We start from the raw sequence: 22,803 nt of genomic DNA, 5'->3' as shown, positions 1-22,803 counted from the left end.
ACTGGGTTCCTTCAGTTATTAGGGTACTTCGATGCTATTCAACCAAGCCTCACGCCTGGCCAAGATCACCAGCCCCCTCGGGCCGGATGTGCTGCTGCTCAATGAAATGGGCGGTGGTGAAGAGCTGGGGCGCCTGTTCAATTACGAGCTGCAACTGACGTCCCTGGACGCCAACATCGACCTCAACCAGTTGCTCGGCAAACCCATGAGCGTCGGCCTGCAATTGGCGGACGGCGGCGAGCGGCACTTCCACGGCATCGTCGCGCGGTGCAGCCAGAACATTGATCAAGGCCAGTTCGCCAGTTACCAAGTGACGCTGCGCCCGTGGTTCTGGCTGCTGACTCGGACCTCGGACTGCCGGATTTTCCAGAACCTGAGCATCCCGCAGATCATCAAGCAGGTGTTCCGCGACCTGGGCTTTTCCGACTTCGAAGACGCCCTGAGCCGGCCGTATCGCGAGTGGGAATACTGCGTGCAGTACCGCGAAACCAGCTTCGATTTCGTCAGCCGTTTGATGGAACAGGAAGGCATCTACTACTTCTTCCGCCATGAGCAGGACCGCCATGTGCTGGTACTGGCCGATGCCTATGGCGCCCACACCACCGTGCCGGGCTACGCGTCGGTGCCGTACTACCCCAAGGATGAGCAACAGCGCGAACGCGACCATATGCACAACTGGCATTTGGCGCAGGAGGTGCAGCCGGGCTCCCTGGAACTCAACGACTACGACTTCCAGCGCCCCAGCGCCAGCATCGACGTGCGCTCGGCCATGCCGCGCCCACATACCGCCGGCGACTACCCGCTCTACGACTACCCCGGCACCTATGTGCAAAGCGAAGACGGCGAGCACTACGCGCGTACCCGCATCGAAGCGCTGCAAACCCTGCACGAACAGATCGAGTTTGCCGGCAATGCACGCGGCCTGGGTTCGGGCCATCTGTTCAGCCTCACCGGCTTCAGCCGCCAGGACCAGAATCGCGAATACCTGATCGTTGGCATCCGCTACTACATCGTCCAGGAAAACCTCGAAAGCGGCGGCGGTTCGGCCTCGGCGCAGTTCGAAAGCAGCCTGACCTGCATCGACGCCCAGCAAAGCTTCCGCCCGTTGGCCACCACTCACCGGCCCATCGTCAAAGGCCCGCAGACCGCACTGGTGGTCGGCCCCAAAGGCGAGGAAATCTGGACCGACCAGTACGGCCGCGTAAAGGTGCATTTCTATTGGGACCGTCACGACCAATCCAACGAAAACAGCTCGTGCTGGATTCGTGTGTCGCAGTCCTGGGCCGGCAAGAACTGGGGCTCGATGCAGATTCCGCGGATCGGCCAGGAAGTGATTGTGAGCTTTTTGGAAGGCGACCCGGACCGACCGATCATCACCGGGCGGGTGTACAACGCCGAGCAGACCGTGCCCTACGACCTGCCCGAGAACGCAACCCAGAGCGGCATGAAAAGTCGCTCCAGCAAGGGCGGCACGCCGGCCAACTTCAATGAAATCCGCATGGAGGACAAGAAGGGCCTGGAGCAGTTGTATATCCATGCCGAGCGCAATCAGGACATCGTGGTGGAGGTGGATGAGAGCCACGCCGTCGGGCACGACCGCAACAAGAGCATTGGCCACAACGAGACGGTCACCATCGGCAACAACCGCCTGCGCATCGTCAAGCAGGAAGACATCCTCTCGGTGGGCCAGCGCAAGACCGACAGCATCAGCCAGAGCTATGTGATCGAGGTGGGCGAAAACCTGCGCCTGGTCTGCGGCGAAAGCATCCTGGAGTTGAATGCCAGCGGGCAGATCAACCTCACCGGCGTAAACATCAGCTTCTATGCCAGCGGCGATGCCGAGATCAATACCAAAGGCGTGCTGCACCTCAATAACGGCGGCGGCCCTGGCGCCACGCCCGATGGACAGGGCCAGAAAACCAGCATCGACGCCAATATCAAAGCCGCGTTCCCCGCGCCGAAAAGCTCCTGACGAGACCCGTTTGCCATGACGTACCGAATCAACGAATTCCAGTTCCAACTGCCGGCGAGCGAGCTGCAGGATGCGACGATCAACATCCTCAAATTCCCTGAGCTGGGCACATCCCTGATCGTCAGCCGCAGCCAGCTGGCCGACGGCGAAACCCTGCACAGCAACTTCAACGACCAGCTCCAGCGCCTGGAAAAACAGGTGCAGGAGCTGCGCTATCAACCGGGCGTGGACGTGCGCTTGGGCGCCGCGCAGGAAGTGGAAGGCATTGAGCTGCGCAGCCAGTTCAACAAGGGCAACGACAAGGTGTTCCAATACCAGCTGGCGCTGGTGATACCGGGCACGCGCAAGATGCTCGCCTTGAGTTATGTGAAGGCCGAGAAGCTTGGGGAGGCCGAAGCGGCGCATTGGGCGCTGATCAAGAACTCGCTGTCGTTCGACGCCATTTCCTGATGAGCTGCCTGCATGTCTGACGCGCTTTGGGCGGCCCGCATGGGCGATGCGCTCTCCCACACTTCGATGATGGCCGATATCCTCGGCGGTGTGCTGGAAGTGGCGGCCAACATCGCGATCACGGCGGTGGCGACGGCGGCGGTGGTTGCCGCCACCGGGATTACCGTGGCCACCGGCGGGCTGGGTTGTTTCCTGCTGGGCGCCGTGGTGGGCACGGTTGTCGGCCTGGCCATGAGCAAGACCGGCGCGGACAAAGGCTTATCGAATTTATGCGAGAGCTTCAGCAACGCCCTGTTTCCGCCCACGGTGCAGGCGAACATCCTCACCGGTTCCACCAACACCCTGACCAATAATATTCCGGCCGCTCGCGCCGCGGGGGCGATCACCTCTCACGTCGCACCCGCCGGCACTGAGCTGGAAGAGCCCGCACCCGAGCCAGAAGCCAGCTTCCTGGACATGGCCGAGAGTTTCTTCTCGCAGATGTGGCGCCCCACGGTGGCCACGCCTGCCCCAGGCGCCGAACCCAAGCCGCTGGATCAGGTGACGTGCACAAAACATCCGCCGATGCCGCCGCAGTTTCTGGCCGAGGGTTCGGAAAAAGTCACCATCAATGGCCAACCGGCAGTGCGCAGCGGTGACCGCAGCACCTGCGATGCAACGGTGGTGTCGTCGGGGCTGATCTCCTCCAATGTGACCATTGGCGGCGGCTCAGTGGTGGTCCGCGAGATCCGCAGCGGCAAGACACCGGGCGTCGGGCTGGCGGTGACGGCGTTGCTGATGCTCAAGGGCGGCAAGGGCAAGTTTTTCAGCAAGTTGCCCTGCATGTTGATCGGCGGCGCGGCCTCGATGGCCGTCAGCAGTGCGATGGGGGCGATGGCCAACGCGGCGATGGGCTCGTCGAACCCGGTGCACGCGGCCACCGGCGCCAAGGTGCTGGGCGGTGACGAAGAGCTGGATTTCGTCCTGCCCGGCATCCTGCCGATTGATTGGCAGCGGTTCTACAACAGCCGTGACGAACGCACGGGCAGCCTGTTCGGCCCAGGCTGGAGCGTGCCGTATGAAGTCTGCGTCGCCATCCAGCCTCACCCCGACGGCGGTGAAACGCTGATCTACACCGATGAACAGGGCCGGCCTATCGACATGGGCAGCATCCCCCTGGGCGGCGCGGTGTTCAGCGCCGGTGAAGGGCTGGCCGTGCGCCGACATCTTAACGGGCAGTTGCTGATCGAGAGCGATGACGGCCTGTATCGTTTGTTCGAACCCTCCGCCAATCCGGCATTGCTGCGCCTCAGCCAGCTCGGCGACCGTAACGAAAACCGCATCTATGTCGATTATGACGACGCTGGGCGCCTGGTCCGACTGCGCGATACCTTCGATCTGGTGCAAGTGGAGTTGATCCGTGATCAAGGTCACGTGGTGCGGCTCGAACGGCTGTACCCCGACCAACGCCGCGAAGTGCTGGTCAGCTATGGCTACGACGCTATCGGCAACCTGGCAGAGGTCCGCGATGCCACTGGCCAAGTGCAGCGGCGCTTCAGCTACGATGCTGGCCGGCGCATGGTGGAGCACCAGCTACCGACCGGGTTGCGCTGTTTCTATGAGTGGGCCTTGGTTGAAAACGCGGAATGGCGCGTGGTCCGGCACTGGACCGACGAAGGCGACGCCTACCAGTTCGACTATGACTTGCAGGCCGGTATCACGCGGATTACCGACGGCTTGCAACGCGTCAGTACCCGCCACTGGAACACCCAGCACCAGATCGTTCGGTACAGCGACAACCTCGGGCAAACCTGGCTGTTCGAGTGGAACGACGAACGCCAATTGCTCAGCGCCACCGATCCGCTGGGCGGGCGCTATACGTACAGCTACGACGATGCCGGCAACCTGATCGGCGAGACTGACCCGCTGGGCCGCAGCGACTCGACCTTGTGGCTTGAGCATTGGGCACTGCCGCTGGTGGAGACCGACGCCGCCGACAATAGCTGGGCGTATCGCTACGATCAGCGCGGCAATTGCATCGCCGAAACCGACCCGCTGGGCTATGTCACTCGCTATCGCTATGACGATCACGGCCAGCCCGTAGAAATTATCGACGCCACCGGCAAAAGCAAGAAGCTGCGCTGGAACCCGTTCGGGCAGTTGGTCGAGCACGTGGATTGCTCCGGCTACCCCACCCGCTTCAGCTACGACGAACGCGGCAATTTGCAGGTCATCACCGACGCCCTTGGCGAGCGCACCCTGTTCAGCTATGACGCCCAGGGGCGCCTGCTCAGCAGCCAATTGCCGGACGGGCGCACCGAGCAATACCAACGCAACACCAGCGGCCAACTGGTGGGTTACACCGACCCGGCCGGGCATACCACCCTGTACCAGCACAACCGTCGCGGCCAGGTGCGCCAGCGCATCGACGCCCATGGTCGGCAGGTGCAGTTCGGCTATGACAGCTATGGACGCCTGCAAGCGCTGATCAACGAAAACGGTGAGCGTTATCGGTTTGCCTGGGACGCCGGCGATCGGTTGACCGAGCAGCAGGACCTGGATGGCAGCGCCAAGCGCTACCGCTACGATCCGCTGGACAATGTGATTGCGGTGAGCGCTGTACCGGCCCCGTACGGCAGTGGTTTGGCGGTCGTCCCCGAGACAGCGCCCGCGCCCATCGTCCATCGATTGGAGCGCGACGCTGTTGGCCGCCTGATCGCCAAGACCACCGACGATGGCCGCACGGACTACAGCTACGACGCCGTGGATCAGCTTACGGCGGTGACGTTCACCGACTTGCACGGCAACACCCAGGCCCTGAGCTTCGCCTACGACGCCCTTGGCCAGTTACTCACCGAACAGAGCTCAGCGGGCAGCCTGCACCACCACTACGACGAACTCGGCAACCTGATCCAGACCCAACTGCCCGACGGCCGCTGGCTCAACCGCCTGTACTACGGCAGCGGCCACCTGCATCAGATCAACCTCGACGGTCAGGTAATCAGCGACTTCGAACGCGACCGCCTGCACCGCGAAGTGCTGCGCACCCAAGGCCAACTCAGCACCCGCAGCGAATACGACCGCAGCGGCCGTCTGCGCGCACGTCAACGTCGCCTGGCGAGCCAACCGTCGCTGCTACCGGCAGCCGCACAGAAACAATTCGAATACGACCCCGCCGACAACCTGATCGGCAAACTCGACCAGCAGCCCGCCACACAACACCGCCAACTGCTGCACTACGACGCCACCGGCCGCATCATCGCCAGCCAGGACAACCTGCACGGCCAACGCGAAACCTTCGCCTACGACGCCGCCGCCAACCTGCTGGACGGCCCGCAGGCGGGTGCCGGGCTGGTGGTGCACAACAAGCTGCTGACCTACCAAGACAAGCGTTATCGCTATGACGCCTTTGGCCGCACAATCGAAAAACGCAGCACCGCGCGCGGCCTGCAACGCTTTGCCTACGACGCCGAAAGCCGTCTGATCGAAGTACGCAATGAAAACGGCAGCGTGGTCAGAATGACCTACGACCCGCTGGGCCGACGCATCGCGAAAACCGAGCACGGCGGTGACGGGTATCCGCTGGGGGAAACCCGGTTTATGTGGGATGGCCTGCGGTTGTTGCAGGAGCATAGACACAGTCAGACCAGTCTTTACATCTACCAAGACGAAGGCTACGAGCCTATTGCCCGCATTGACGGCAGCGGGCCTCTGCAAAAAATCCGCTACTACCACAACGACCTGAACGGCTTGCCGGAACAACTCACCGAAGCGGATGGGCACACAGTTTGGCAGGCGACGTATCGGGTGTGGGGCAACACACTGGAAGAGGTGCGCGAGCCTTATTACATTGAAGAGCAGAACCTGAGGTTTCAGGGGCAGTATCTGGATCGGGAGACGGGGCTGCACTACAACACGTTCCGGTTTTATGATCCGGATGTGGGGCGGTTTACTACGCCGGATCCGATTGGGTTGCACGGCGGTTTGAATTTCTACGTCTACGCGAAAAACCCATTTGGGTGGGTCGACCCATTGGGGCTATCTTGCCGCCTGAATTCTGTGGGCAGAACACCAGGCAAAAACAGCCGCACGGGGAAAGCGGTAATCGCACGGATGAGAGCCGAGGGCAAAATCATCGGTACAGGCAAAAATATGAGATTCCAGAGCACCGATAAAAAATGGTACTCGATTAAAGACGCTGATATGGCCCATAAGACCGATGCCGTCAAATACTGGAACAGCAAGGGCGGTTTTCACGGCGCCAAATCAAAAGAGGTCAGAGGATGGATGCGCGACTCTGACAACTATGAGCTGGAATATTATTCTCACAACCGATCAAAAGGCGCTTTACTTACGGATCGATATAAAGATCCCGCCGACTTTATCGGGCCGGCTGAGCAGCCTAAATATTAGTAAGGATTATTGTATGAAAGACTTGGCAGATGAGAATCCCGACCTCGCAGAAAAGATCATGAACATTATGGCGTCAGGTAATGATCTCGATGACCAGAACAAAAAATCTGAAGCCGAGGCTATGTATCAGCAGGCATGGAATTTACTTCCTGAGCCAAAGCTTGAGTGGACCCCTCTGTCATCATGGGTCACAGGTTCTTTTTTCAATCTTTACTTTGACAGCGGTGATTTCACGGCAGCTGAACAGTGGGCGCAGAAAACGTTGGATGGGCGCGAGTCCGATATTGATACGGGTCCATTGATCAATTTGGGAATGGCATTTCTAGAGTTAGAAAGAAAGGCCGATGCATTTAAGTGCTTTGATGAAGCTTATAGCTTTGGTAAAGCACGAGCTTTTCAAGACCGCCCCAAAAAATATCTGAATTTCTATTTGGATGAGAAAAAGAAGGGCCATTGATTTAACCCCACAAAAAATGGGCACCCAACCCCGTCGGCGTGCCCACTTTTCCTATCACCCCGCCTCCCTTCGGACGGTACTGCGCTTACGGGTTGACGCTGTCTTTGAGCGACTTGCCCGGCTTGAACGCAACGGTATTGCTGGCCTTGATCTTCACAGGCTCGCCGGTTTGCGGGTTTTTGCCGGTGCGGGCGCCGCGGTGGCGTTGCAGGAAGGTGCCGAAACCCACCAGGGTGACGCTGTCCTTGCGGTGCAGGGCGCCGGTGATTTCTTCGAGAATGGCGTTGAGGACGCGGTTGGCCTGCTCTTTGGTGAGATCCGCTTTTTCAGCGATGGCGGCTGCGAGTTCGGGTTTACGCATAAGTGAAGCCTCTTTGACGGTTTTTTGTTGTTATGTCCGTGCCGCTCTCTGACGGAGCGGCGCCCAAAGCGCCGCAGGCTCTACTCTGCGGCAGACGGGAGTGAGGATGGCATGCCCTCGCACGCTCCGCCAGTCTCGCGGCGACCTTTCTAGAGGGAAAAATGTGCTTATTCCGACAGAACGACCGGTATTTACGCCAGCAACGGCGGAAGTTCTTTGTTGAGCGCGAGTTTTTCCATCACGGCGGTGCCCGTCAACGCATAGCCCAGCAGGAGGCCACTGGCGTCGCGGCACAGCGCCTTGATATCGCCACCCTGCCCTTCGACATTCCACACCCCTTCGGTGCCGCGTGGCGGTGGGGAGACCACCAACGGGCACACCGGTGTTTTTACGGTGACCGGCATCGGGCCATAGCTGACGGCGGTGGCGTTGCCGGCCAGCGTCTGGGCCAGGGCGCGCGCGCAGGTCATCAGAGGCATGACGTACAACAGATTGAGGCCGTCCACCTCGGCGCAGTCGCCCAGGGCGTAGATGTTGGCGTGGGAGGTCTTGAGGTGGCGGTCCACCATGATTCCACGGTTGACCTGCAGGCCCGCCGCGGCTGCCAGGTCGATGCGCGGGCGCAGACCGATGGCCGAGACCACCAGGTCGCAACGGATCACTTCACCGTCCGACAGATGCGCTTCCAGGCCGTCGGCCGTGCGTTGCAGGCGGTTGAGCACCGGCCCCAGGTGGAAGCGTGCGCCAAGGCTTTCCAGGCCGGCTTGCACCGCCGCAGCCGCAGCCGGGTGCAGCAGAGTGGGCATGACTTGCTCGCACGGTGCGACCAGATCGATCTCATAACCACCCAGGATCAGGTCATTGGCGAATTCGCAGCCGATCAGGCCGGCGCCGAGCAGCAGTACGCGACGCTTGCCGGCGGCGGCAGCGCGAAAACGTGCATAGTCTTCCAGGTCATTGATCGGGAAGATCAGCTCGGCAGCGTCGCCCTCGACCGGTACGCGCACGGTTTCGGCGCCCCAGGCCAGGATCAGGTCACGGTAAGCCACCGCTTCCTCGCCGATCCACAGGCGCTTGTGGCCAGGGTCGATGCCGCTGACGCGGGTGTGGGTGCGCACCTCGGCCTTGAGTTGCTCGGCCATGGCGCCCGGTTCAGCCATGCTCAGGCCATCGGCTTCCTTGTTCTTGCCAAAGCCGGTGGAGAGCATGGGCTTGGAGTAGGAGCGCCCGTCATCTGCGGTGATCAGCAGCAATGGGGTTTCGCTGTCGAGCTTGCGAAACTCCCGGGCCACGTTGTAGCCGGCCAATCCTGTGCCGATGATCACGACAGGTGCGTTCATTCCTTTCTCCTTGTAGTACGTTTCTTAAATTTCAGATCAGCCGATTTGGATCATTTCGAAATCCGATTTACCCACGCCGCAATCCGGGCACAACCAGTCTTGCGGGACGTCCTCCCAACGCGTGCCCGGCGCGATGCCATCATCAGGCCAGCCGTCTGCTTCGTTGTAGATAAGGCCGCAGACGATACATTGCCACTTCTTCATTACTTACTTCCTCAGGGTCCAGGCAAATTGGCCGGCGGTCGATGGATCCAGCTTTGCCACTCGGCTCAGGGCGTTTTGTACTGACCGGGGCGTGCAGATGCAAGCGTCATCGACTCAACGGGCCGGTTGAGCCCGGCAAAAGACCGGGACGCCATGGTAAGCTCGCCGCCTCTTTTACTGCCCATACCGACTCGCCGTGCCGCACTCACTCGCCCGCCCCGCTGCTTGCCAATGGCTGCCCCAGAGCCTTCTGAACCCGGCGCCCGCGCCGTTGACCCTCGACTGGTTGTTCGACGAAGGCTCACTGACGCGGCGACTGACCGAGCTGTCCAACGAGGGCTTTAGCGTCACGCCGCTGTTCGAAGGCTGGCAGCCGCTACGCGAGGATGAGTGTGTTGCGCTGCAGCTGGCGCCGGCCAGTATCGGCTGGGTACGCGAGGTGTATTTGCGCGGGCACGGCCAACCCTGGGTGTTTGCCCGCAGCGTGGCGGCGCGCAGCGCCTTGCAGGGCGATGGGCTGCAGATGGACGAATTGGGCAGCCGTTCGCTGGGTGAGTTGCTGTTCTGCGACCGCGCGTTCACCCGCCAGGCCATTGAAGTGTGCCGCTACCCCCGGCACTGGCTGCCCACGGCGGATCAGGCCGATGGGTTGTGGGCCCGCCGCTCACGTTTCGACCGCGGCGCATTGAGCGTGCTGGTGGCGGAAATCTTCCTGCCGAGCTTCTGGCATGCGCTGCATGATCCTTCGGAGAACCGCTGATGTATCAACGCCTGCTCCAATCCTTCAACCGCCTTAATCCCAGGGCCTGGGACTTCATTCAATTAACCCGCATGGACAAGCCCATCGGCATTTACCTGCTGCTGTGGCCGACGCTATGGGCGCTGTGGATTGCCGGCGAGGGCTCGCCGTCCTTGGCCAATATCGTGATTTTCGTGCTGGGCGTGACGCTGACGCGCGCTGCCGGCTGCGTGATCAATGACTGGGCCGACCGCAAGGTTGACGGGCACGTGAAACGCACCGCGCAACGCCCGTTGGCCAGCGGCAAAATCAGTTCCAAAGAAGCGCTGGTGTTCTTTGCAGTCCTGATGCTGATCAGTTTCCTGCTGGTATTGCTGACCAATGCCACGACCATCTGGCTGTCCCTGGGCGGCCTGGCGCTAGCGGTCAGCTATCCCTTTATGAAGCGTTACACCTATTACCCGCAGGTGGTGCTGGGGGCCGCGTTTTCCTGGGGCATGCCGATGGCATTCACCGCCGAAACCGGCCATCTGCCCGCCACGGCTTGGCTGCTGTATATCGCCAACCTGCTGTGGACGGTGGCCTATGACACTTATTACGCCATGACTGACCGCGATGACGATCTGAAAATCGGCGTTAAATCCACCGCGATTCTGTTTGGCGATGCCGACCGCGTGATCATCCTGACCTTGCAAGGTCTTTCACTGGCGTGCCTGCTGCTGGCCGGCGCGCGCTTCGAATTGGGTGGCTGGTTCCACTTGGGGCTGCTGGCGGCTGCGGGGTGTTTTGCCTGGGAGTTCTGGTACACCCGCGATCGCGATCGCCTCAAATGCTTCAAGGCGTTTTTGCACAACCACTGGGCGGGGTTGGCGATTTTTGTCGGGATTGTGGCGGATTACGGGTTTCGCTGAGTTTTGCGGTGTTTGGCAGGGACTCATCGGGGGCAAGCCCCCTCCCACATTTGACTGTATTCACACATCAAGAGGTGGGAGGGGGCTTGCCCCCGATGGCTTGAGCAGCGCCCAACGATCAGGGCTTGATCACATGCCACGCGCCACCCTTGCCATCGCCGGTCTTGTCACCGGCCTTTTTGTCATCCTTGTAGGTGTACACCGGCTTGCCTTTGTAGGCCCACTGGCTGGTCTGGTCGTCACGGGTGATGACCTTCCAATCGCCCGTCGCCGTGTCGGTGGACTCAGCCTTCAGCGGTGGCCAATTGGTCGCGCACTTGTCATTGCACACTGATTTGCCGTCGGCGTCCTTGTCGAAGGTATAGAGAGTCATGCCCTTGTGATCCACCAACATCCCACCTTGGGTCATCGCCGGCTCCGCCGCGAATGCTAGGCCGGGCAGGGTCAACGCCGCCGCTACCAACAGGGCTTTCCAGGAAACAGTGCTGTGAGTCATCGGAACCTTCCTTTTGTGGTTGTCAGGATTCGGACTCAAAGGGTAGTCCAGAGTGCCGTGAATTGCCCAAGCGACTAAATTACTGTCACACGACTGCAATAATTCCGTTATCTAATGCGGCGCAAGACAGTTAAATGACAAGAGGATTTTTGAGCATGGTTGGCAGGAGCATTCTGATTGTTGACGACGAAGCGCCCATTCGCGAAATGATCGCCGTTGCGTTGGAAATGGCCGGCTATGACTGCCTGGAGGCCGAGAACTCCCAGCAGGCCCATGCCATTATCGTCGACCGCAAGCCGGACCTGATCCTGCTCGACTGGATGCTACCCGGCACCTCCGGCATCGAGCTGGCCCGCCGCCTCAAGCGCGATGAGCTGACCGGGGATATCCCGATCATCATGCTCACCGCCAAGGGCGAAGAGGACAACAAGATCCAGGGCCTGGAAGTCGGTGCCGATGACTACATCACTAAACCCTTTTCCCCACGGGAGCTGGTCGCGCGGCTCAAGGCTGTGTTGCGCCGTGCCGGCCCTACCGACGGCGAAGCGCCTATTGAAGTCGGTGGCCTGCTGCTGGACCCGATCAGCCACCGCGTGACCATCGATGGCAAACCGGCCGAGATGGGCCCCACCGAATACCGTCTGCTGCAATTTTTCATGACTCACCAAGAGCGCGCCTACACCCGTGGCCAACTGCTGGACCAAGTGTGGGGCGGCAACGTATACGTGGAGGAGCGCACCGTGGACGTGCATATCCGCCGCCTGCGCAAAGCCTTGGGCGATGCTTACGAGAATCTGGTACAAACCGTGCGCGGTACCGGCTATCGGTTTTCAACCAAGGGTTGAACCGCAAGCGGTCAGCTACAAGCGGCAAGAGATGCCGCATCGCTCTAACTTGAAGCTTGCAGCTTGAAACTTGAAGCTGCCCCCCAAGGACGTATTTTCAAGTGAATTCGAATTGGCATGGCACCTTGATCCGCCACATGCTCCTGTTGGTCACCGGCTGCCTGTTGGTGGGCCTGATCAGTGGCTATTACGGCTGGAGCCTGGCCATCGGCATCGGCTTGTACTTGGGCTGGACCCTCAAACAACTCCTTCGCCTGCATGAATGGCTGCGCCAGCACAAACCCGACGAAGCGCCACCCGACGGCTATGGCCTGTGGGGCGAGGTGTTCGACAGCATCTACCATCTGCAACGCCGCGACCAGCGGGTGCGCGGGCGCCTGCAAGCGGTGATCGACCGCGTGCAGGAGTCCACCGCCGCGTTGAAAGACGCGGTAATCATGCTCGACAGCGATGGCAACCTGGAATGGTGGAACCGCGCCGCCGAAACCCTGCTGGGCCTCAAGACGCCCCAGGACAGCGGCCAGCCGGTGACCAACCTGGTGCGCCACCCGCGCTTCAAGGAATATTTCGAGCAGGACAATTACGACGAAGCGCTGGAAATCCCTTCGCCCACCAACGACCGGGTGCGCATCCAGCTGTACCTGACGCGCTATGGCAACAACGAGCACCTGATGCTGGTACGCGATGTCACGCGCATCCATCAGTTGGAACAGATGCGCAAAGACTTCGTCGCCAACGTCTCCCACGAGTTGCGCACACCATTGACGGTGATCTGCGGATACCTGGAGACGCTGTTGGACAACGTCGACGAGATCAACCCGCGCTGGGGCCGCGCCCTGCAGCAGATGCAGCAACAGGGCTCACGCATGCAGACCCTGCTCAACGACCTGCTGCTGCTGGCCAAGTTGGAAGCCACCGATTACCCCTCGGACAACCAGCCCGTGGCGGTCCCGAGCCTGTTGAAAACCATCAAGAATGACGCTCTGGCCCTGTCGGGCGAGCGCGGGCAGCAGATCAGCCTGGAGGCCGACCCGGCGGTGCTGCTCAAGGGCAGCGAGGGCGAGTTGCGCAGCGCGTTTTCCAACCTGGTGTTCAACGCGGTGAAATACACCCAGGACCAGGGCACCATCCGCATTCGCTGGTGGGCCGATGAGCAAGGCGCGCACCTGAGCGTGCAGGACTCCGGCATCGGCATCGACGCCAAGCACCTGCCGCGCCTGACCGAACGTTTCTACCGTGTCGACTCCAGCCGAAACTCCAATACCGGCGGCACCGGGCTCGGCCTGGCGATCGTCAAACACGTTCTGCTGCGCCACCGCGCGCGCCTGGAGATCAGCAGCGTGCTGGGGCATGGCAGTACGTTCACCTGCCACTTTCCACCCGCTCAGATGACCCGCTCGCGGGCCATCGGCCTAGATGAATAACCCAAAAACGCCATAAGACTAATGTGGGAGGGGGCTTGCCCCCGATGACGGGAAGACAGTCAACTTATCCATAACTGATCCACCGCCATCGGGGGCAAGCCCCCTCCCACAATGGATCTTCAGTGCCTTGGAAAGTAGATTCCACGCCCCGCCCGGCACCGGGCACTAGGCAAGCGCCCCGTCAGCCGCTACATTGGCCGACTTGCGCCTGCCTTTCAGGCCCGCCTGACACCCCTTACTGAACACACGGAACCTGCACAACTCCATCATGGACCCTTCCCCTGGTATTACCCTCGCGACACTCTTCGCCGATTTCGGCATGATCCTCTTTGCACTGATCCTGGTACTGCTCAACGGTTTCTTCGTTGCGGCCGAGTTCGCCATGGTCAAACTGCGGGCCACCCGGGTCGAGGCCATCGCCCACACCAACGGCTGGCGCGGGCAGATTCTGCGCACCGTACACAGCCAGCTCGACGCGTACCTGTCGGCCTGCCAGTTGGGTATCACCCTCGCCTCCCTGGGCCTGGGCTGGGTCGGTGAGCCGGCGTTTGCGCACATCCTGGAGCCGTTGTTGGGCGCGGTGGGCGTTGAGTCGCCGGAAGTGATCAAGGGCGTGTCGTTCTTTGCGGCATTTTTCGTGATTTCCTACCTGCACATCGTGGTCGGCGAGCTGGCGCCCAAGTCTTGGGCCATTCGCAAGCCCGAGTTGCTCTCGCTGTGGACGGCCGTGCCGCTGTACCTGTTCTACTGGGCCATGTACCCGGCCATCTACCTGCTCAACGCCAGCGCCAACGCTATCCTGCGTATCGCCGGCCAAGGCGAGCCTGGCCCGCATCACGAACACCATTACAGCCGCGAAGAACTCAAGCTGATCCTGCACTCCAGCCGTGGTCAGGACCCGAGCGACCAAGGCATGCGAGTGCTGGCCTCGGCCGTGGAAATGGGCGAGCTGGAAGTGGTGGACTGGGCCAATTCCCGCGAAGACCTGGTGACTCTGGACTTCAACGCGCCGCTCAAGGAAATCCTCGCGCAGTTCCGCCGCCACAAATTCAGCCGTTACCCGGTGTATGACGCCGAGCGCAATGAATTCGTCGGCCTGCTGCACATCAAGGATCTGCTGCTGGAGCTGGCGGCGCTGGACCATATCCCTGAATCCTTCAACCTGGCCGAGCTGACCCGCCCGCTGGAACGCGTATCGCGGCACATGCCGCTGTCGCAGTTGCTGGAGCAGTTCCGCAAAGGCGGCGCACACTTTGCGCTGGTGGAAGAAGCCGACGGCAAGGTCATTGGCTACCTGACCATGGAAGACGTGCTGGAAGTGCTGGTCGGCGATATCCAAGACGAACACCGCAAGGCCGAACGCGGCATCCTCGCGTATCAGCCGGGCAAGCTGCTGGTACGCGGCGATACCCCGCTGTTCAAGGTGGAACGCCTGCTGGGCGTGGACCTGGACCACATCGAAGCCGAGACCCTGGCCGGGCTGATCTACGACACGCTCAAGCGCGTGCCGGAGGAAGAGGAAGTGCTGGAGGTCGAAGGGCTGCGGATCATCATCAAGAAGATGAAAGGTCCGAAGATCGTACTGGCCAAGGTGCTGCTGCTGGATTGACCGTCAGTTGCCCAACGCAAAGTTGGGCAACGCGCCCACCGGCTGGTTGAACTCATACGGGATCGACACCAACCCCGCTTCGGTGGCGCGTTGAACCACAAAATGCAGATGAGGCCCGCTGCTGTTGCCGGTATTGCCGGACAACCCCAGCGGGCTGCCAACCACCACACGCTGACCCACCTTCACACTGACCGAACCCTGCCGCAGATGCAGATAGACCCCCTGGGTACCGTCGTCGTGCTGCACGCGCACGAAATTGCCCGACGCATCGCCGCCCCGCCCCGCCTGCTGATTTTCGGTCTTCACCACCACACCGCCCCGCGCGGCAATGATCGGCGTGCCCTCGGGCATGGCGATGTCCATGGCGTAGCGGCTCCTGGGGTCGGTATGGCTGAAGCTGCCGTTAGGTCCCTGGGTCAAACGGAACGGCCCGCCACGCCACGGCAACGGGTAGCGATAAGCATGCGGGGTGTCACGAGGTATGGGCGCCTGCGGTAGCGGCCTGTGTACGCGCTCAACGCTGCGCTGCTGAATCACGAACGCCTGGGCGCCGGGGGTATGCCAGTCGCTGTAAATCACCACGCCATTGGCATCGATGGACTTATACAGCGTCATGGCCAGGGTCGACGGCGCGGCCGTTACCAGCGCGCCGCACAACAGCAGGCGAATGAACATGGCGTGCACCTGTCGGGATGACTGAACGGCAGGCTAACAAGGGTTCATGACAATCTTGTAGCCCGCTTACGACAGGTATTGCGCTGGTCCTACGGGTTACGCACCCGGCACAAAGTGCTTCTGCGCCGTGCCCCGTGCGATCAGGCGTGAGATGTAATCCATCTTCTGCGCGTCCTGATCGATGAAGCGGAAGGTCAGTTGCAGCCAGTCGCTGTCCGGCCTCGGCTCGAAGGCGACGACGGCGTGCAGGTAGCCGTTAAGGCGCGCCACTTCGGCGTTGTCGCCTTGCTCCAGGTCCAGCACCGCGCTTTCCAGTACTTGCGGCAGGATTTCACCACGGCGCACCACCAACAGCGCTTCCTTGATGCTCAGCGCCTTGATGACGCATTGCTGGGTGCCGCTGGACAGCCGCAGTTGGCCCTGGCCACGGCCCGCTTGGGCAGATGCAGATGCAGCCGGGGCTTTTACCGGCTGCGTATTGAGCAGGCCGCGATTGGGCGCAGCAGCGGCCGCGGGGGCAGCCTTGATGGCTTCGGGCTTGCCGCCGGTCAGGGCGCTGAGGGAGTCGTTGCCGAAAGCCGAATTCATCTTGGTTGGCGCACTGGCGACCAACGCATCGAGGCGACCGACTTTGTGCAGGGCCTGCTTGACCTTGTTCAGCAACTGTTCGTTGGTGAACGGTTTGCTGACGTACCCGGACACACCGGCCTGGATCGCCTGGACCACGTTTTCCTTATCGCCACGGCTGGTCACCATCACGAACGGCATGGCTTTGAGATGGGTCTGTTCGCGGCACCAGGTCAGCAGCTCAAGGCCGGACATTTCCGGCATTTCCCAGTCGCACAGCACCAGGTCGAAGGTCTCGCGCATCAGAATGGCCTGGGCCTTTTTGCCGTTCACCGCATCTTCAATCTTGATCCCAGGGAAGTAGTTGCGCAGGCACTTCTTCACCAGGTCGCGAATAAACGAGGCGTCATCCACCACCAATACACTGACTTTACTCATCGACCCTTTATCCTATAAAAACCGCGGCACGCAGAACGCCTAACTGATGGCATTTTGCCAAAACTCTGTAGTCACGTCGGGACTTTCTTTCACCCGCCGCGCAAATAATTCAGTTGCCACAAACAAAAACGCCCGACCAAAGGCCGGGCGTTAATTTCTCGGGCAACCTTACTTATCGTCAGTTTCTCCCGGAACATTAGGTATTTGATCGGTTGAGCCTTCAACTTCGGCTTTCATGCGTTTGAGCCCCATGTGCCGCACGTCGGTACCGCGCACCAGGTAAATCACCAGCTCCGAGATGTTGCGCGCGTGGTCGCCGATGCGCTCCAGCGAACGCAGCACCCAGATAATGCTCAAGACCCGCGAGATAGAGCGCGGGTCTTCCATCATGTAGGTGGCCAGCTCACGCAGGGCAGTCTTGTACTCGCGGTCGATGACTTTGTCGTATTGGGCCACGGACAGCGCCAGCTCGGCGTCAAAACGGGCAAATGCATCGAGCGCATCGCGCACCATGTTGCGCACTTGGTCGCCGATGTGGCGAACTTCCACGTAACCGCGCGGCGCTTCGCCTTCTTCGCAGAGTTGGATGGCACGGCGCGCGATCTTGGTGGCTTCGTCGCCGATCCGCTCAAGATCGATCACGGATTTGGAAATGCTGATGATCAATCGCAGGTCGGATGCCGCCGGCTGTCGACGGGCCAGAATGCGCAGGCATTCTTCGTCGATGTTGCGCTCCATCTGGTTGATCTGGTCGTCGATTTCACGCACTTGCTGGGCCAGGCCCGAGTCGGCCTCGATCAGGGCGGTGACGGCGTCGTTGACTTGCTTCTCCACCAGCCCGCCCATCGCCAGGAGGTGGCTGCGCACTTCCTCAAGCTCGGCGTTGAACTGCGCAGAGATGTGATGGGTAAGGCCTTCTTTGCTAATCATGCGTTTGCTCCGCAAAAGCTGTAAGCCGCAAGCTACAAGCCGCAAGCTGATGTGTGTCGTTCCGTTGAACTGCTTTTACTTGCCGCTTGAAACTGGCGGCTTGCAGCTACCCCAACTAGCCATAGCGACCGGTGATGTAGTCTTCGGTCTGTTTCTTTGCCGGATTGGTGAACAGGGTATCGGTGTCGCCGAACTCCACCAGCTTGCCCATGTACATGAACGCGGTGTAGTCGGAAACCCGCGCCGCCTGCTGCATGTTGTGGGTCACGATGACAATGGTGAACTTGGATTTAAGCTCGTAGATCAGTTCTTCCACTTTCAGCGTCGAGATCGGGTCCAGCGCCGAGCAGGGTTCGTCGAGCAACAACACTTCCGGCTCCACGGCGATGGTCCGCGCGATCACCAGACGTTGTTGCTGGCCGCCGGACAAACCGAGCGCCGAATCGTGCAGGCGGTCCTTGACCTCATCCCACAGCGCCGCGCCCTTGAGTGCCCACTCGACCGCTTCGTCGAGGATGCGCTTCTTGTTGATGCCCTGGATGCGCAGGCCGTAGACCACGTTTTCGTAGATGGTCTTGGGGAACGGGTTGGGCTTCTGGAATACCATGCCCACCCGACGACGCAGCTCGGCCACGTCCTCGCCCTTGCGGTAGATGTTGCTGCCATAGAGGTTGATGGCACCTTCCACACGGCAGCCGTCCACCAGGTCGTTCATGCGGTTGAAGGTGCGCAGCAGCGTGGACTTGCCGCAGCCCGACGGGCCGATGAAGGCGGTCACGCGCTGCTTGGGAATGTTCATGCTGACGTCGAACAGCGCCTGCTTTTCACCGTAGTACAGGCTCAGGCCCGGCACTTCGATGGCCACGGTTTCTTGAGCCAGGCTCAGGCTCTGCTTGTCGCGACCCAAGGCAGACATGTTGATGCCGTGGGAATGGGTTTCATGTTGCATGGTCTCACTCCGTTCGAAGCTGCAAGCTTTTAGCTGCAAGCTGCAAGATTTGAGCAAAAGCGGCTTGTAGCTTGCCGCTTGTGGCTAATAGATTCAGCTGTCCAACGCCTTGTACTTCTCGCGCAGGTGGTTACGAATCCACACCGCCGACAGGTTGAGCGTGGCGATCACCAGCACCAGCAACAGCGCGGTGGCGTACACCAGCGGTCGCGCGGCTTCGACGTTGGGGCTCTGGAAGCCGACGTCATAAATATGGAAGCCCAGGTGCATGATCTTTTGATCCAGGTGCAAGTACGGGTAATTGCCGTCCAGCGGCAGCGACGGCGCCAGTTTCACCACACCTACCAGCATCAGCGGCGCCACTTCACCGGCGGCACGGGCCACAGCGAGGATCATGCCGGTCATCATGGCCGGGCTGGCCATCGGCAGTACGATTTTCCACAGCGTTTCCGCCTTGGTCGCGCCCAGGGCCAGGGACCCTTCGCGCACCGTCCGCGGGATCCGCGCCAGGCCTTCCTCGGTGGCTACGATCACCACCGGCACCGCCAGCAGCGCCAGGGTCAGCGAGGCCCACAACAAACCCGGGGTGCCGAAGGTCGGCGCCGGCAGGGCTTCGGCGAAGAACAGCCGGTCAACCGACCCCCCCAATACATACACGAAGAAGCCCAGGCCGAACACGCCGTAGACGATGGCTGGTACACCGGCCAGGTTGTTCACGGCGATCCGGATAATGCGGGTCAGGGTGTTCTGCTTGGCGTACTCGCGCAGGTACACCGCCGCCAGCACACCGAACGGGGTCACGATCATCGCCATAATCAGCGTCATCATCACGGTGCCGAAGATAGCCGGGAAGATCCCGCCTTCGGTGTTGGCTTCCCGTGGGTCATCGCTGAGGAACTCCCAGACCTTGCTGAAGTAGAAGCCGATCTTGGTCATGGTGCCCATGGCGTTCGGCTGGTAAGCGTGCACCACTTTGCCAATGCCGATTTCCACTTCCTTGCCGTTGGCGTCACGGGCCGTCAGCGCATCGCGGTTGAACTGGGCGTGCAGGTCGGCCAGGCGTGCTTCGATGTCTTGGTAGCGCGCATTCAGCTCGGCGCGGTCGGCGTCCATGTCGGCCTGGGCGGCGGCGTCGAGCTTGCCTTCCAGTTCCAGTTTGCGGCCGTGCAGACGGATACGTTCCAGGCCGGCGTTGATCGCGCCGATGTCGGTTTTTTCCAGGCTCTTGAGCTGAGCGGCCAGCTTGTTGACGCGGTCGACCCGGGCCTGCAGCTCCGGCCACGCAGCCTCGCCTTCAGCGATGACCTTGCCGTCCTGCTTGACGTTGACCAGGGTGCCGTAGAAGTTGCCCCACTCACGACGCTCAATCGCCATCAGCTCTTTAGGTTTGGTCTGGTCCTTCAACCACTCGCCGACGATCCAGGTGAAGTCGTTGCCGTTCAGGTCGCGGTTACCGACCTTGATCAGCTCGCGGGTCATGAATTCCGGGCCTGCGTCGGGCACCGGCAGACCGGCGCTTTTAAGGCGCTCGCGCGGCACTTCTTCTTTCTGCACCACTTCGCCGATGACGATGTGGTTGGCCTGGCCAGGCACGCTGTAGTTGGCCTGGATCAGGTCGGCCGGCCAGAAGTGGCCCAGGCCCCGCACCGCGATCACGGCCAATAGGCCAATGGTCATGATGACCGCGATGGACACCGCGCCACCGCTGATCCAGACGCCAGGGGCGCCGCTCTTGAACCATCCATTCAGGGAGTTCTGTTTCACAGACTTCTACCTTTCTTAAAGCGACGAGTATTTCTTGCGCAGACGCTGACGAATCAGCTCCGCGAGGGTGTTCATGATGAAGGTGAACAGCAGCAGTACCAGCGCCGAGAGGAACAGCACACGGTAGTGACTGCCGCCCACTTCCGACTCGGGCATTTCCACCGCGACGTTGGCCGCCAGGGTGCGCAGGCCTTCGAACAGGTTCATCTCCATCACCGGGGTGTTGCCGGTTGCCATCAGCACGATCATGGTCTCGCCGACGGCGCGGCCCATGCCGATCATCAGCGCCGAGAAGATGCCCGGGCTGGCGGTGAGGATCACCACGCGAGTCATGGTCTGCCACGGCGTGGCGCCCAGGGCCAGGGAGCCCAGGGTCAGCCCGCGCGGCACGCTGAACACGGCGTCTTCGGCGATGGAGTAGATGTTCGGAATCACCGCAAAACCCATGGCCAAGCCCACCACCAGAGCGTTGCGCTGGTCGTAGGTGATGCCCAGGTCGTGGGAGATCCACATGCGCATGTCGCCGCCGAAGAACCAGGTTTCCAGATACGGGCTCATGTACAGCGACAGCCAGCCCACGAACAGGATCACCGGGATCAGGATCGCGCTTTCCCAACCGTCGGGTACACGCAGACGCAGGGATTCAGGCAGGCGACTGAAGATAAAACCGGCCACCAGGATGCCAATCGGCAACAACATCAGCAGGCTGAAGATCCCCGGTAGATGCCCTTCGACATACGGCGCCAGGAACAGACCGGCGAAGAAGCCCAGGATCACCGTCGGCATCGCTTCCATCAGCTCGATCACCGGCTTGACCTTGCGACGCAGGCTCGGCGCCATGAAGTAGGCGGTGTAGATCGCCGCCGCAACGGCCAGCGGCGCGGCCAGCAGCATGGCGTAGAACGCAGCCTTGAGCGTGCCGAAAGTCAGCGGCGCCAAGCTCATCTTGGGTTCGAAATCGGTGTTGGCGGCGGTCGATTGCCAGACGTACTTAGGCTCGTCGTAGTTCTCGTACCAGACCTTGCTCCACAACGCGCTCCAGGAGACTTCCGGGTGCGGGTTATCCAGCAGTAGCGGTTGCAGCTTGCCGCCGGCTTCCACGATCACGCGGTTGGCCCGTGGCGACATACCGAACAGGCCTTGGCCGTCGACTACCGGGTCCACCAGCAGGGTGCGGTGCGCGGTGCTGTGGAACACACCGAACTTGCCGGAAGCATCCAGGGCGGTGAAGCCTTTGCGACGTTCTTCGGCGGTGATTTCCACAATCGGCGCGCTGCCCATCTGGAAGGTACGGATCTGCTTGAAGCGCTGCTCGCCGTCCGGGTCGCGGGCCATGAACCACTGGGCCAGGCCGCCCTTGGAGTTACCGAAGATCAGCGAGATGCCACCCACCAACTGCGTGCTGGCGGTGATTTCGGCGTTGCCATCTTCCAACAATTTGTATCGACCGTTGAGGCTCTTGTCGCGCAGGCTGAACACGTCGGCCAGGGCGCGGCCGTTGATCACGTACAACCACTGCTGGCGTGGGTCGATAAAGATCGCCTTCACCGGCTCGGTCATTTGCGGCAGCTCGATACGCTTCTGCTCGCTGGTGACTTCACCGGTCATCATGTTTTCTTCGCGGCTCAGGGTCAGCACGTTCAAGTACGAACCGGACGAACCAGCGGCCACCAGCGAGGAGTCGGTGGCGTTGAGCGCGACATGCTCCAGTGGGCGACCGGCCTCGTCCAGCACGATCGGAGTTTCACCGTAGGGGTATTCGATTGCGGGGGTGATGGTCTTCTTACCGTCCGGGTAGGACACCTTATAGGTGTGGCGGAACACCATGGCTTGGCCATTGGACAAACCGAGGATCACCAACGGGCTGCCCGGTTGATCCTTACCAATGGACGCCACGCTCACACCGGCCGGCAGCGGCAGGTCGATGCGCTTGAGTTCGGCACCGGTGTCCACTTCAAAGAACAACGCCTGGCCTTTGTCGGAAACCCGCATGGCGACTTGATTCTGTTCTTCCAGAGAGATCAGCAACGGCTTGCCAGCGTCTTGCATCCACGCGGGCGTGAGCGCGTCTTCCTTGGTCAGCGAAGCACCTTGGAACAACGGCGCTACCACGTAGGCCAGGAAGAAGAAGATCAGGGTAATGGCGGCCAGCACGGCAAGGCCGCCGACCAGCACATACCAGCGAGTGAAGCGATCTTTGAGCGCGCGGATGCGGCGCTTGCGTTGCAGCTCAGGCGTATTGAAATCAATGCGCTTGGGAGGAGAAGTCGTCGTCATGGT

Annotated in this window: 19 protein-coding genes; 9 read left to right on the top strand and 10 right to left on the bottom strand. The window is 61.1% G+C overall.

Annotation, left to right across the window (positions count from 1 at the left end):
* Positions 1-31: 31 nt before the first annotated feature.
* From FIV35_RS02910 to FIV35_RS02895, 4 genes are read left to right on the top strand one after another with little or no spacing between them, the layout of a single operon-like run.
* A complete protein-coding gene (locus FIV35_RS02910) occupies positions 32-1,972 on the top strand; it encodes a type VI secretion system Vgr family protein (protein WP_034139836.1) in 1,941 nt (646 codons plus the stop codon).
* A gap of 15 nt (positions 1,973-1,987) precedes the next feature.
* A complete protein-coding gene (locus FIV35_RS02905) occupies positions 1,988-2,422 on the top strand; it encodes a DcrB-related protein (RefSeq protein WP_034139837.1) in 435 nt (144 codons plus the stop codon).
* Positions 2,423-2,434: 12 nt separating this feature from the next.
* Positions 2,435-6,814, top strand: a complete 4,380-nt coding sequence (locus FIV35_RS02900; protein ID WP_080761499.1) for an RHS repeat-associated core domain-containing protein — start codon at positions 2,435-2,437, stop codon at positions 6,812-6,814.
* Between the two features lie 13 nt (positions 6,815-6,827).
* The gene (locus tag FIV35_RS02895) at positions 6,828-7,271 is read left to right on the top strand and encodes a hypothetical protein (protein ID WP_034139838.1); all 444 of its coding nucleotides are present in this window, start codon (positions 6,828-6,830) and stop codon (positions 7,269-7,271) included.
* Between the two features lie 85 nt (positions 7,272-7,356).
* Here FIV35_RS02895 and FIV35_RS02890 read toward each other — a convergent pair whose 3' ends face one another.
* From FIV35_RS02890 to FIV35_RS02880, 3 genes are all read right to left on the bottom strand, one after another.
* Positions 7,357-7,632 carry an HU family DNA-binding protein gene (locus FIV35_RS02890; RefSeq protein ID WP_011064269.1) on the bottom strand — a complete coding sequence of 92 codons (276 nt, stop codon included), beginning with the start codon at positions 7,630-7,632 and terminating at the stop codon, positions 7,357-7,359.
* A 191-nt stretch (positions 7,633-7,823) separates the two neighbouring features.
* Positions 7,824-8,972 (bottom strand): NAD(P)/FAD-dependent oxidoreductase, encoded by a 1,149-nt coding sequence (locus tag FIV35_RS02885; protein WP_034139839.1) that lies wholly within the window; start codon positions 8,970-8,972, stop codon positions 7,824-7,826.
* A 36-nt stretch (positions 8,973-9,008) separates the two neighbouring features.
* Entirely contained in the window at positions 9,009-9,176 is a 168-nt protein-coding gene (locus FIV35_RS02880) for a rubredoxin (protein WP_034139840.1), read from the bottom strand.
* A gap of 196 nt (positions 9,177-9,372) precedes the next feature.
* Between FIV35_RS02880 and FIV35_RS02875 the strand changes: the two genes are divergently transcribed.
* Complete coding sequence (locus FIV35_RS02875) at positions 9,373-9,936, top strand: chorismate--pyruvate lyase family protein (RefSeq protein ID WP_034139841.1); 564 nt, start codon at positions 9,373-9,375, stop codon at positions 9,934-9,936.
* Complete coding sequence (gene ubiA, locus FIV35_RS02870; protein ID WP_034139842.1) at positions 9,936-10,826, top strand: 4-hydroxybenzoate octaprenyltransferase; 891 nt, start codon at positions 9,936-9,938, stop codon at positions 10,824-10,826. Before FIV35_RS02875 ends, ubiA begins: the two co-directional genes overlap by 1 nt.
* Positions 10,827-10,944: 118 nt before the next feature.
* Here ubiA and FIV35_RS02865 read toward each other — a convergent pair whose 3' ends face one another.
* The gene (locus tag FIV35_RS02865) at positions 10,945-11,322 is read right to left on the bottom strand and encodes a COG4315 family predicted lipoprotein (RefSeq protein ID WP_034139843.1); all 378 of its coding nucleotides are present in this window, start codon (positions 11,320-11,322) and stop codon (positions 10,945-10,947) included.
* Between the two features lie 155 nt (positions 11,323-11,477).
* Here FIV35_RS02865 and phoB point away from each other — a divergent pair, with 155 nt between their 5' ends.
* The 3 genes from phoB to FIV35_RS02850 all read left to right on the top strand — a co-directional run bounded on the left by phoB (position 11,478) and on the right by FIV35_RS02850 (position 15,200).
* Positions 11,478-12,167, top strand: coding sequence for a phosphate regulon transcriptional regulator PhoB (gene phoB / locus FIV35_RS02860; RefSeq protein WP_003176964.1), 690 nt, complete (start codon positions 11,478-11,480; stop codon positions 12,165-12,167).
* A 137-nt stretch (positions 12,168-12,304) separates the two neighbouring features.
* Entirely contained in the window at positions 12,305-13,591 is a 1,287-nt protein-coding gene (gene phoR / locus FIV35_RS02855; RefSeq protein ID WP_187696792.1) for a phosphate regulon sensor histidine kinase PhoR, read from the top strand.
* A gap of 268 nt (positions 13,592-13,859) precedes the next feature.
* Positions 13,860-15,200 (top strand): hemolysin family protein, encoded by a 1,341-nt coding sequence (locus tag FIV35_RS02850; RefSeq protein ID WP_034101519.1) that lies wholly within the window; start codon positions 13,860-13,862, stop codon positions 15,198-15,200.
* 3 nt (positions 15,201-15,203) lie between these two features.
* Here FIV35_RS02850 and FIV35_RS02845 read toward each other — a convergent pair whose 3' ends face one another.
* From FIV35_RS02845 to FIV35_RS02820, 6 genes are all read right to left on the bottom strand, one after another.
* Complete coding sequence (locus tag FIV35_RS02845) at positions 15,204-15,875, bottom strand: peptidoglycan DD-metalloendopeptidase family protein (protein WP_034139844.1); 672 nt, start codon at positions 15,873-15,875, stop codon at positions 15,204-15,206.
* 96 nt (positions 15,876-15,971) lie between these two features.
* A complete protein-coding gene (locus tag FIV35_RS02840) occupies positions 15,972-16,880 on the bottom strand; it encodes a response regulator (RefSeq protein WP_034139845.1) in 909 nt (302 codons plus the stop codon).
* A gap of 168 nt (positions 16,881-17,048) precedes the next feature.
* A complete protein-coding gene (gene phoU, locus FIV35_RS02835; RefSeq protein WP_034115469.1) occupies positions 17,049-17,810 on the bottom strand; it encodes a phosphate signaling complex protein PhoU in 762 nt (253 codons plus the stop codon).
* A 115-nt stretch (positions 17,811-17,925) separates the two neighbouring features.
* Positions 17,926-18,759, bottom strand: a complete 834-nt coding sequence (pstB, locus tag FIV35_RS02830) for a phosphate ABC transporter ATP-binding protein PstB (RefSeq protein ID WP_016971675.1) — start codon at positions 18,757-18,759, stop codon at positions 17,926-17,928.
* Between the two features lie 93 nt (positions 18,760-18,852).
* Complete coding sequence (pstA, locus tag FIV35_RS02825; protein ID WP_034139846.1) at positions 18,853-20,523, bottom strand: phosphate ABC transporter permease PstA; 1,671 nt, start codon at positions 20,521-20,523, stop codon at positions 18,853-18,855.
* A 15-nt stretch (positions 20,524-20,538) separates the two neighbouring features.
* Positions 20,539-22,572 (bottom strand): ABC transporter permease subunit, encoded by a 2,034-nt coding sequence (locus FIV35_RS02820; RefSeq protein ID WP_169867694.1) that lies wholly within the window; start codon positions 22,570-22,572, stop codon positions 20,539-20,541.
* Positions 22,573-22,803: the final 231 nt, after the last annotated feature.

It is taken from the genome of Pseudomonas rhodesiae (assembly GCF_007858255.1).
In the GTDB taxonomy this organism is placed as follows: Bacteria; Pseudomonadota; Gammaproteobacteria; order Pseudomonadales; family Pseudomonadaceae; genus Aquipseudomonas; species Aquipseudomonas rhodesiae.
This window is presented reverse-complemented; position numbering and strand designations above follow the sequence as displayed.

Excerpts from the sequence above, each read along its gene's own strand:
- FIV35_RS02905 (WP_034139837.1), top strand. The coding sequence starts at position 1,988 with ATGACGTACCGAATCAACGAATTCCAGTTCCAACTGCCGGCGAGCGAG.
- phoB (WP_003176964.1), top strand. The coding sequence starts at position 11,478 with ATGGTTGGCAGGAGCATTCTGATTGTTGACGACGAAGCGCCCATTCGC.
- FIV35_RS02890 (WP_011064269.1), bottom strand. The coding sequence starts at position 7,632 with ATGCGTAAACCCGAACTCGCAGCCGCCATCGCTGAAAAAGCGGATCTC.
- FIV35_RS02880 (WP_034139840.1), bottom strand. The coding sequence starts at position 9,176 with ATGAAGAAGTGGCAATGTATCGTCTGCGGCCTTATCTACAACGAAGCA.
- FIV35_RS02900 (WP_080761499.1), top strand. The coding sequence starts at position 2,435 with ATGTCTGACGCGCTTTGGGCGGCCCGCATGGGCGATGCGCTCTCCCAC.
- FIV35_RS02885 (WP_034139839.1), bottom strand. The coding sequence starts at position 8,972 with ATGAACGCACCTGTCGTGATCATCGGCACAGGATTGGCCGGCTACAAC.
- ubiA (WP_034139842.1), top strand. The coding sequence starts at position 9,936 with ATGTATCAACGCCTGCTCCAATCCTTCAACCGCCTTAATCCCAGGGCC.
- FIV35_RS02895 (WP_034139838.1), top strand. The coding sequence starts at position 6,828 with ATGAAAGACTTGGCAGATGAGAATCCCGACCTCGCAGAAAAGATCATG.
- FIV35_RS02840 (WP_034139845.1), bottom strand. The coding sequence starts at position 16,880 with ATGAGTAAAGTCAGTGTATTGGTGGTGGATGACGCCTCGTTTATTCGC.
- pstB (WP_016971675.1), bottom strand. The coding sequence starts at position 18,759 with ATGCAACATGAAACCCATTCCCACGGCATCAACATGTCTGCCTTGGGT.
- FIV35_RS02845 (WP_034139844.1), bottom strand. The coding sequence starts at position 15,875 with ATGTTCATTCGCCTGCTGTTGTGCGGCGCGCTGGTAACGGCCGCGCCG.
- FIV35_RS02865 (WP_034139843.1), bottom strand. The coding sequence starts at position 11,322 with ATGACTCACAGCACTGTTTCCTGGAAAGCCCTGTTGGTAGCGGCGGCG.
- phoU (WP_034115469.1), bottom strand. The coding sequence starts at position 17,810 with ATGATTAGCAAAGAAGGCCTTACCCATCACATCTCTGCGCAGTTCAAC.
- FIV35_RS02820 (WP_169867694.1), bottom strand. The coding sequence starts at position 22,572 with ATGCAAGACGCTGGCAAGCCGTTGCTGATCTCTCTGGAAGAACAGAAT.
- FIV35_RS02850 (WP_034101519.1), top strand. The coding sequence starts at position 13,860 with ATGGACCCTTCCCCTGGTATTACCCTCGCGACACTCTTCGCCGATTTC.
- phoR (WP_187696792.1), top strand. The coding sequence starts at position 12,305 with ATGCTCCTGTTGGTCACCGGCTGCCTGTTGGTGGGCCTGATCAGTGGC.
- FIV35_RS02910 (WP_034139836.1), top strand. The coding sequence starts at position 32 with ATGCTATTCAACCAAGCCTCACGCCTGGCCAAGATCACCAGCCCCCTC.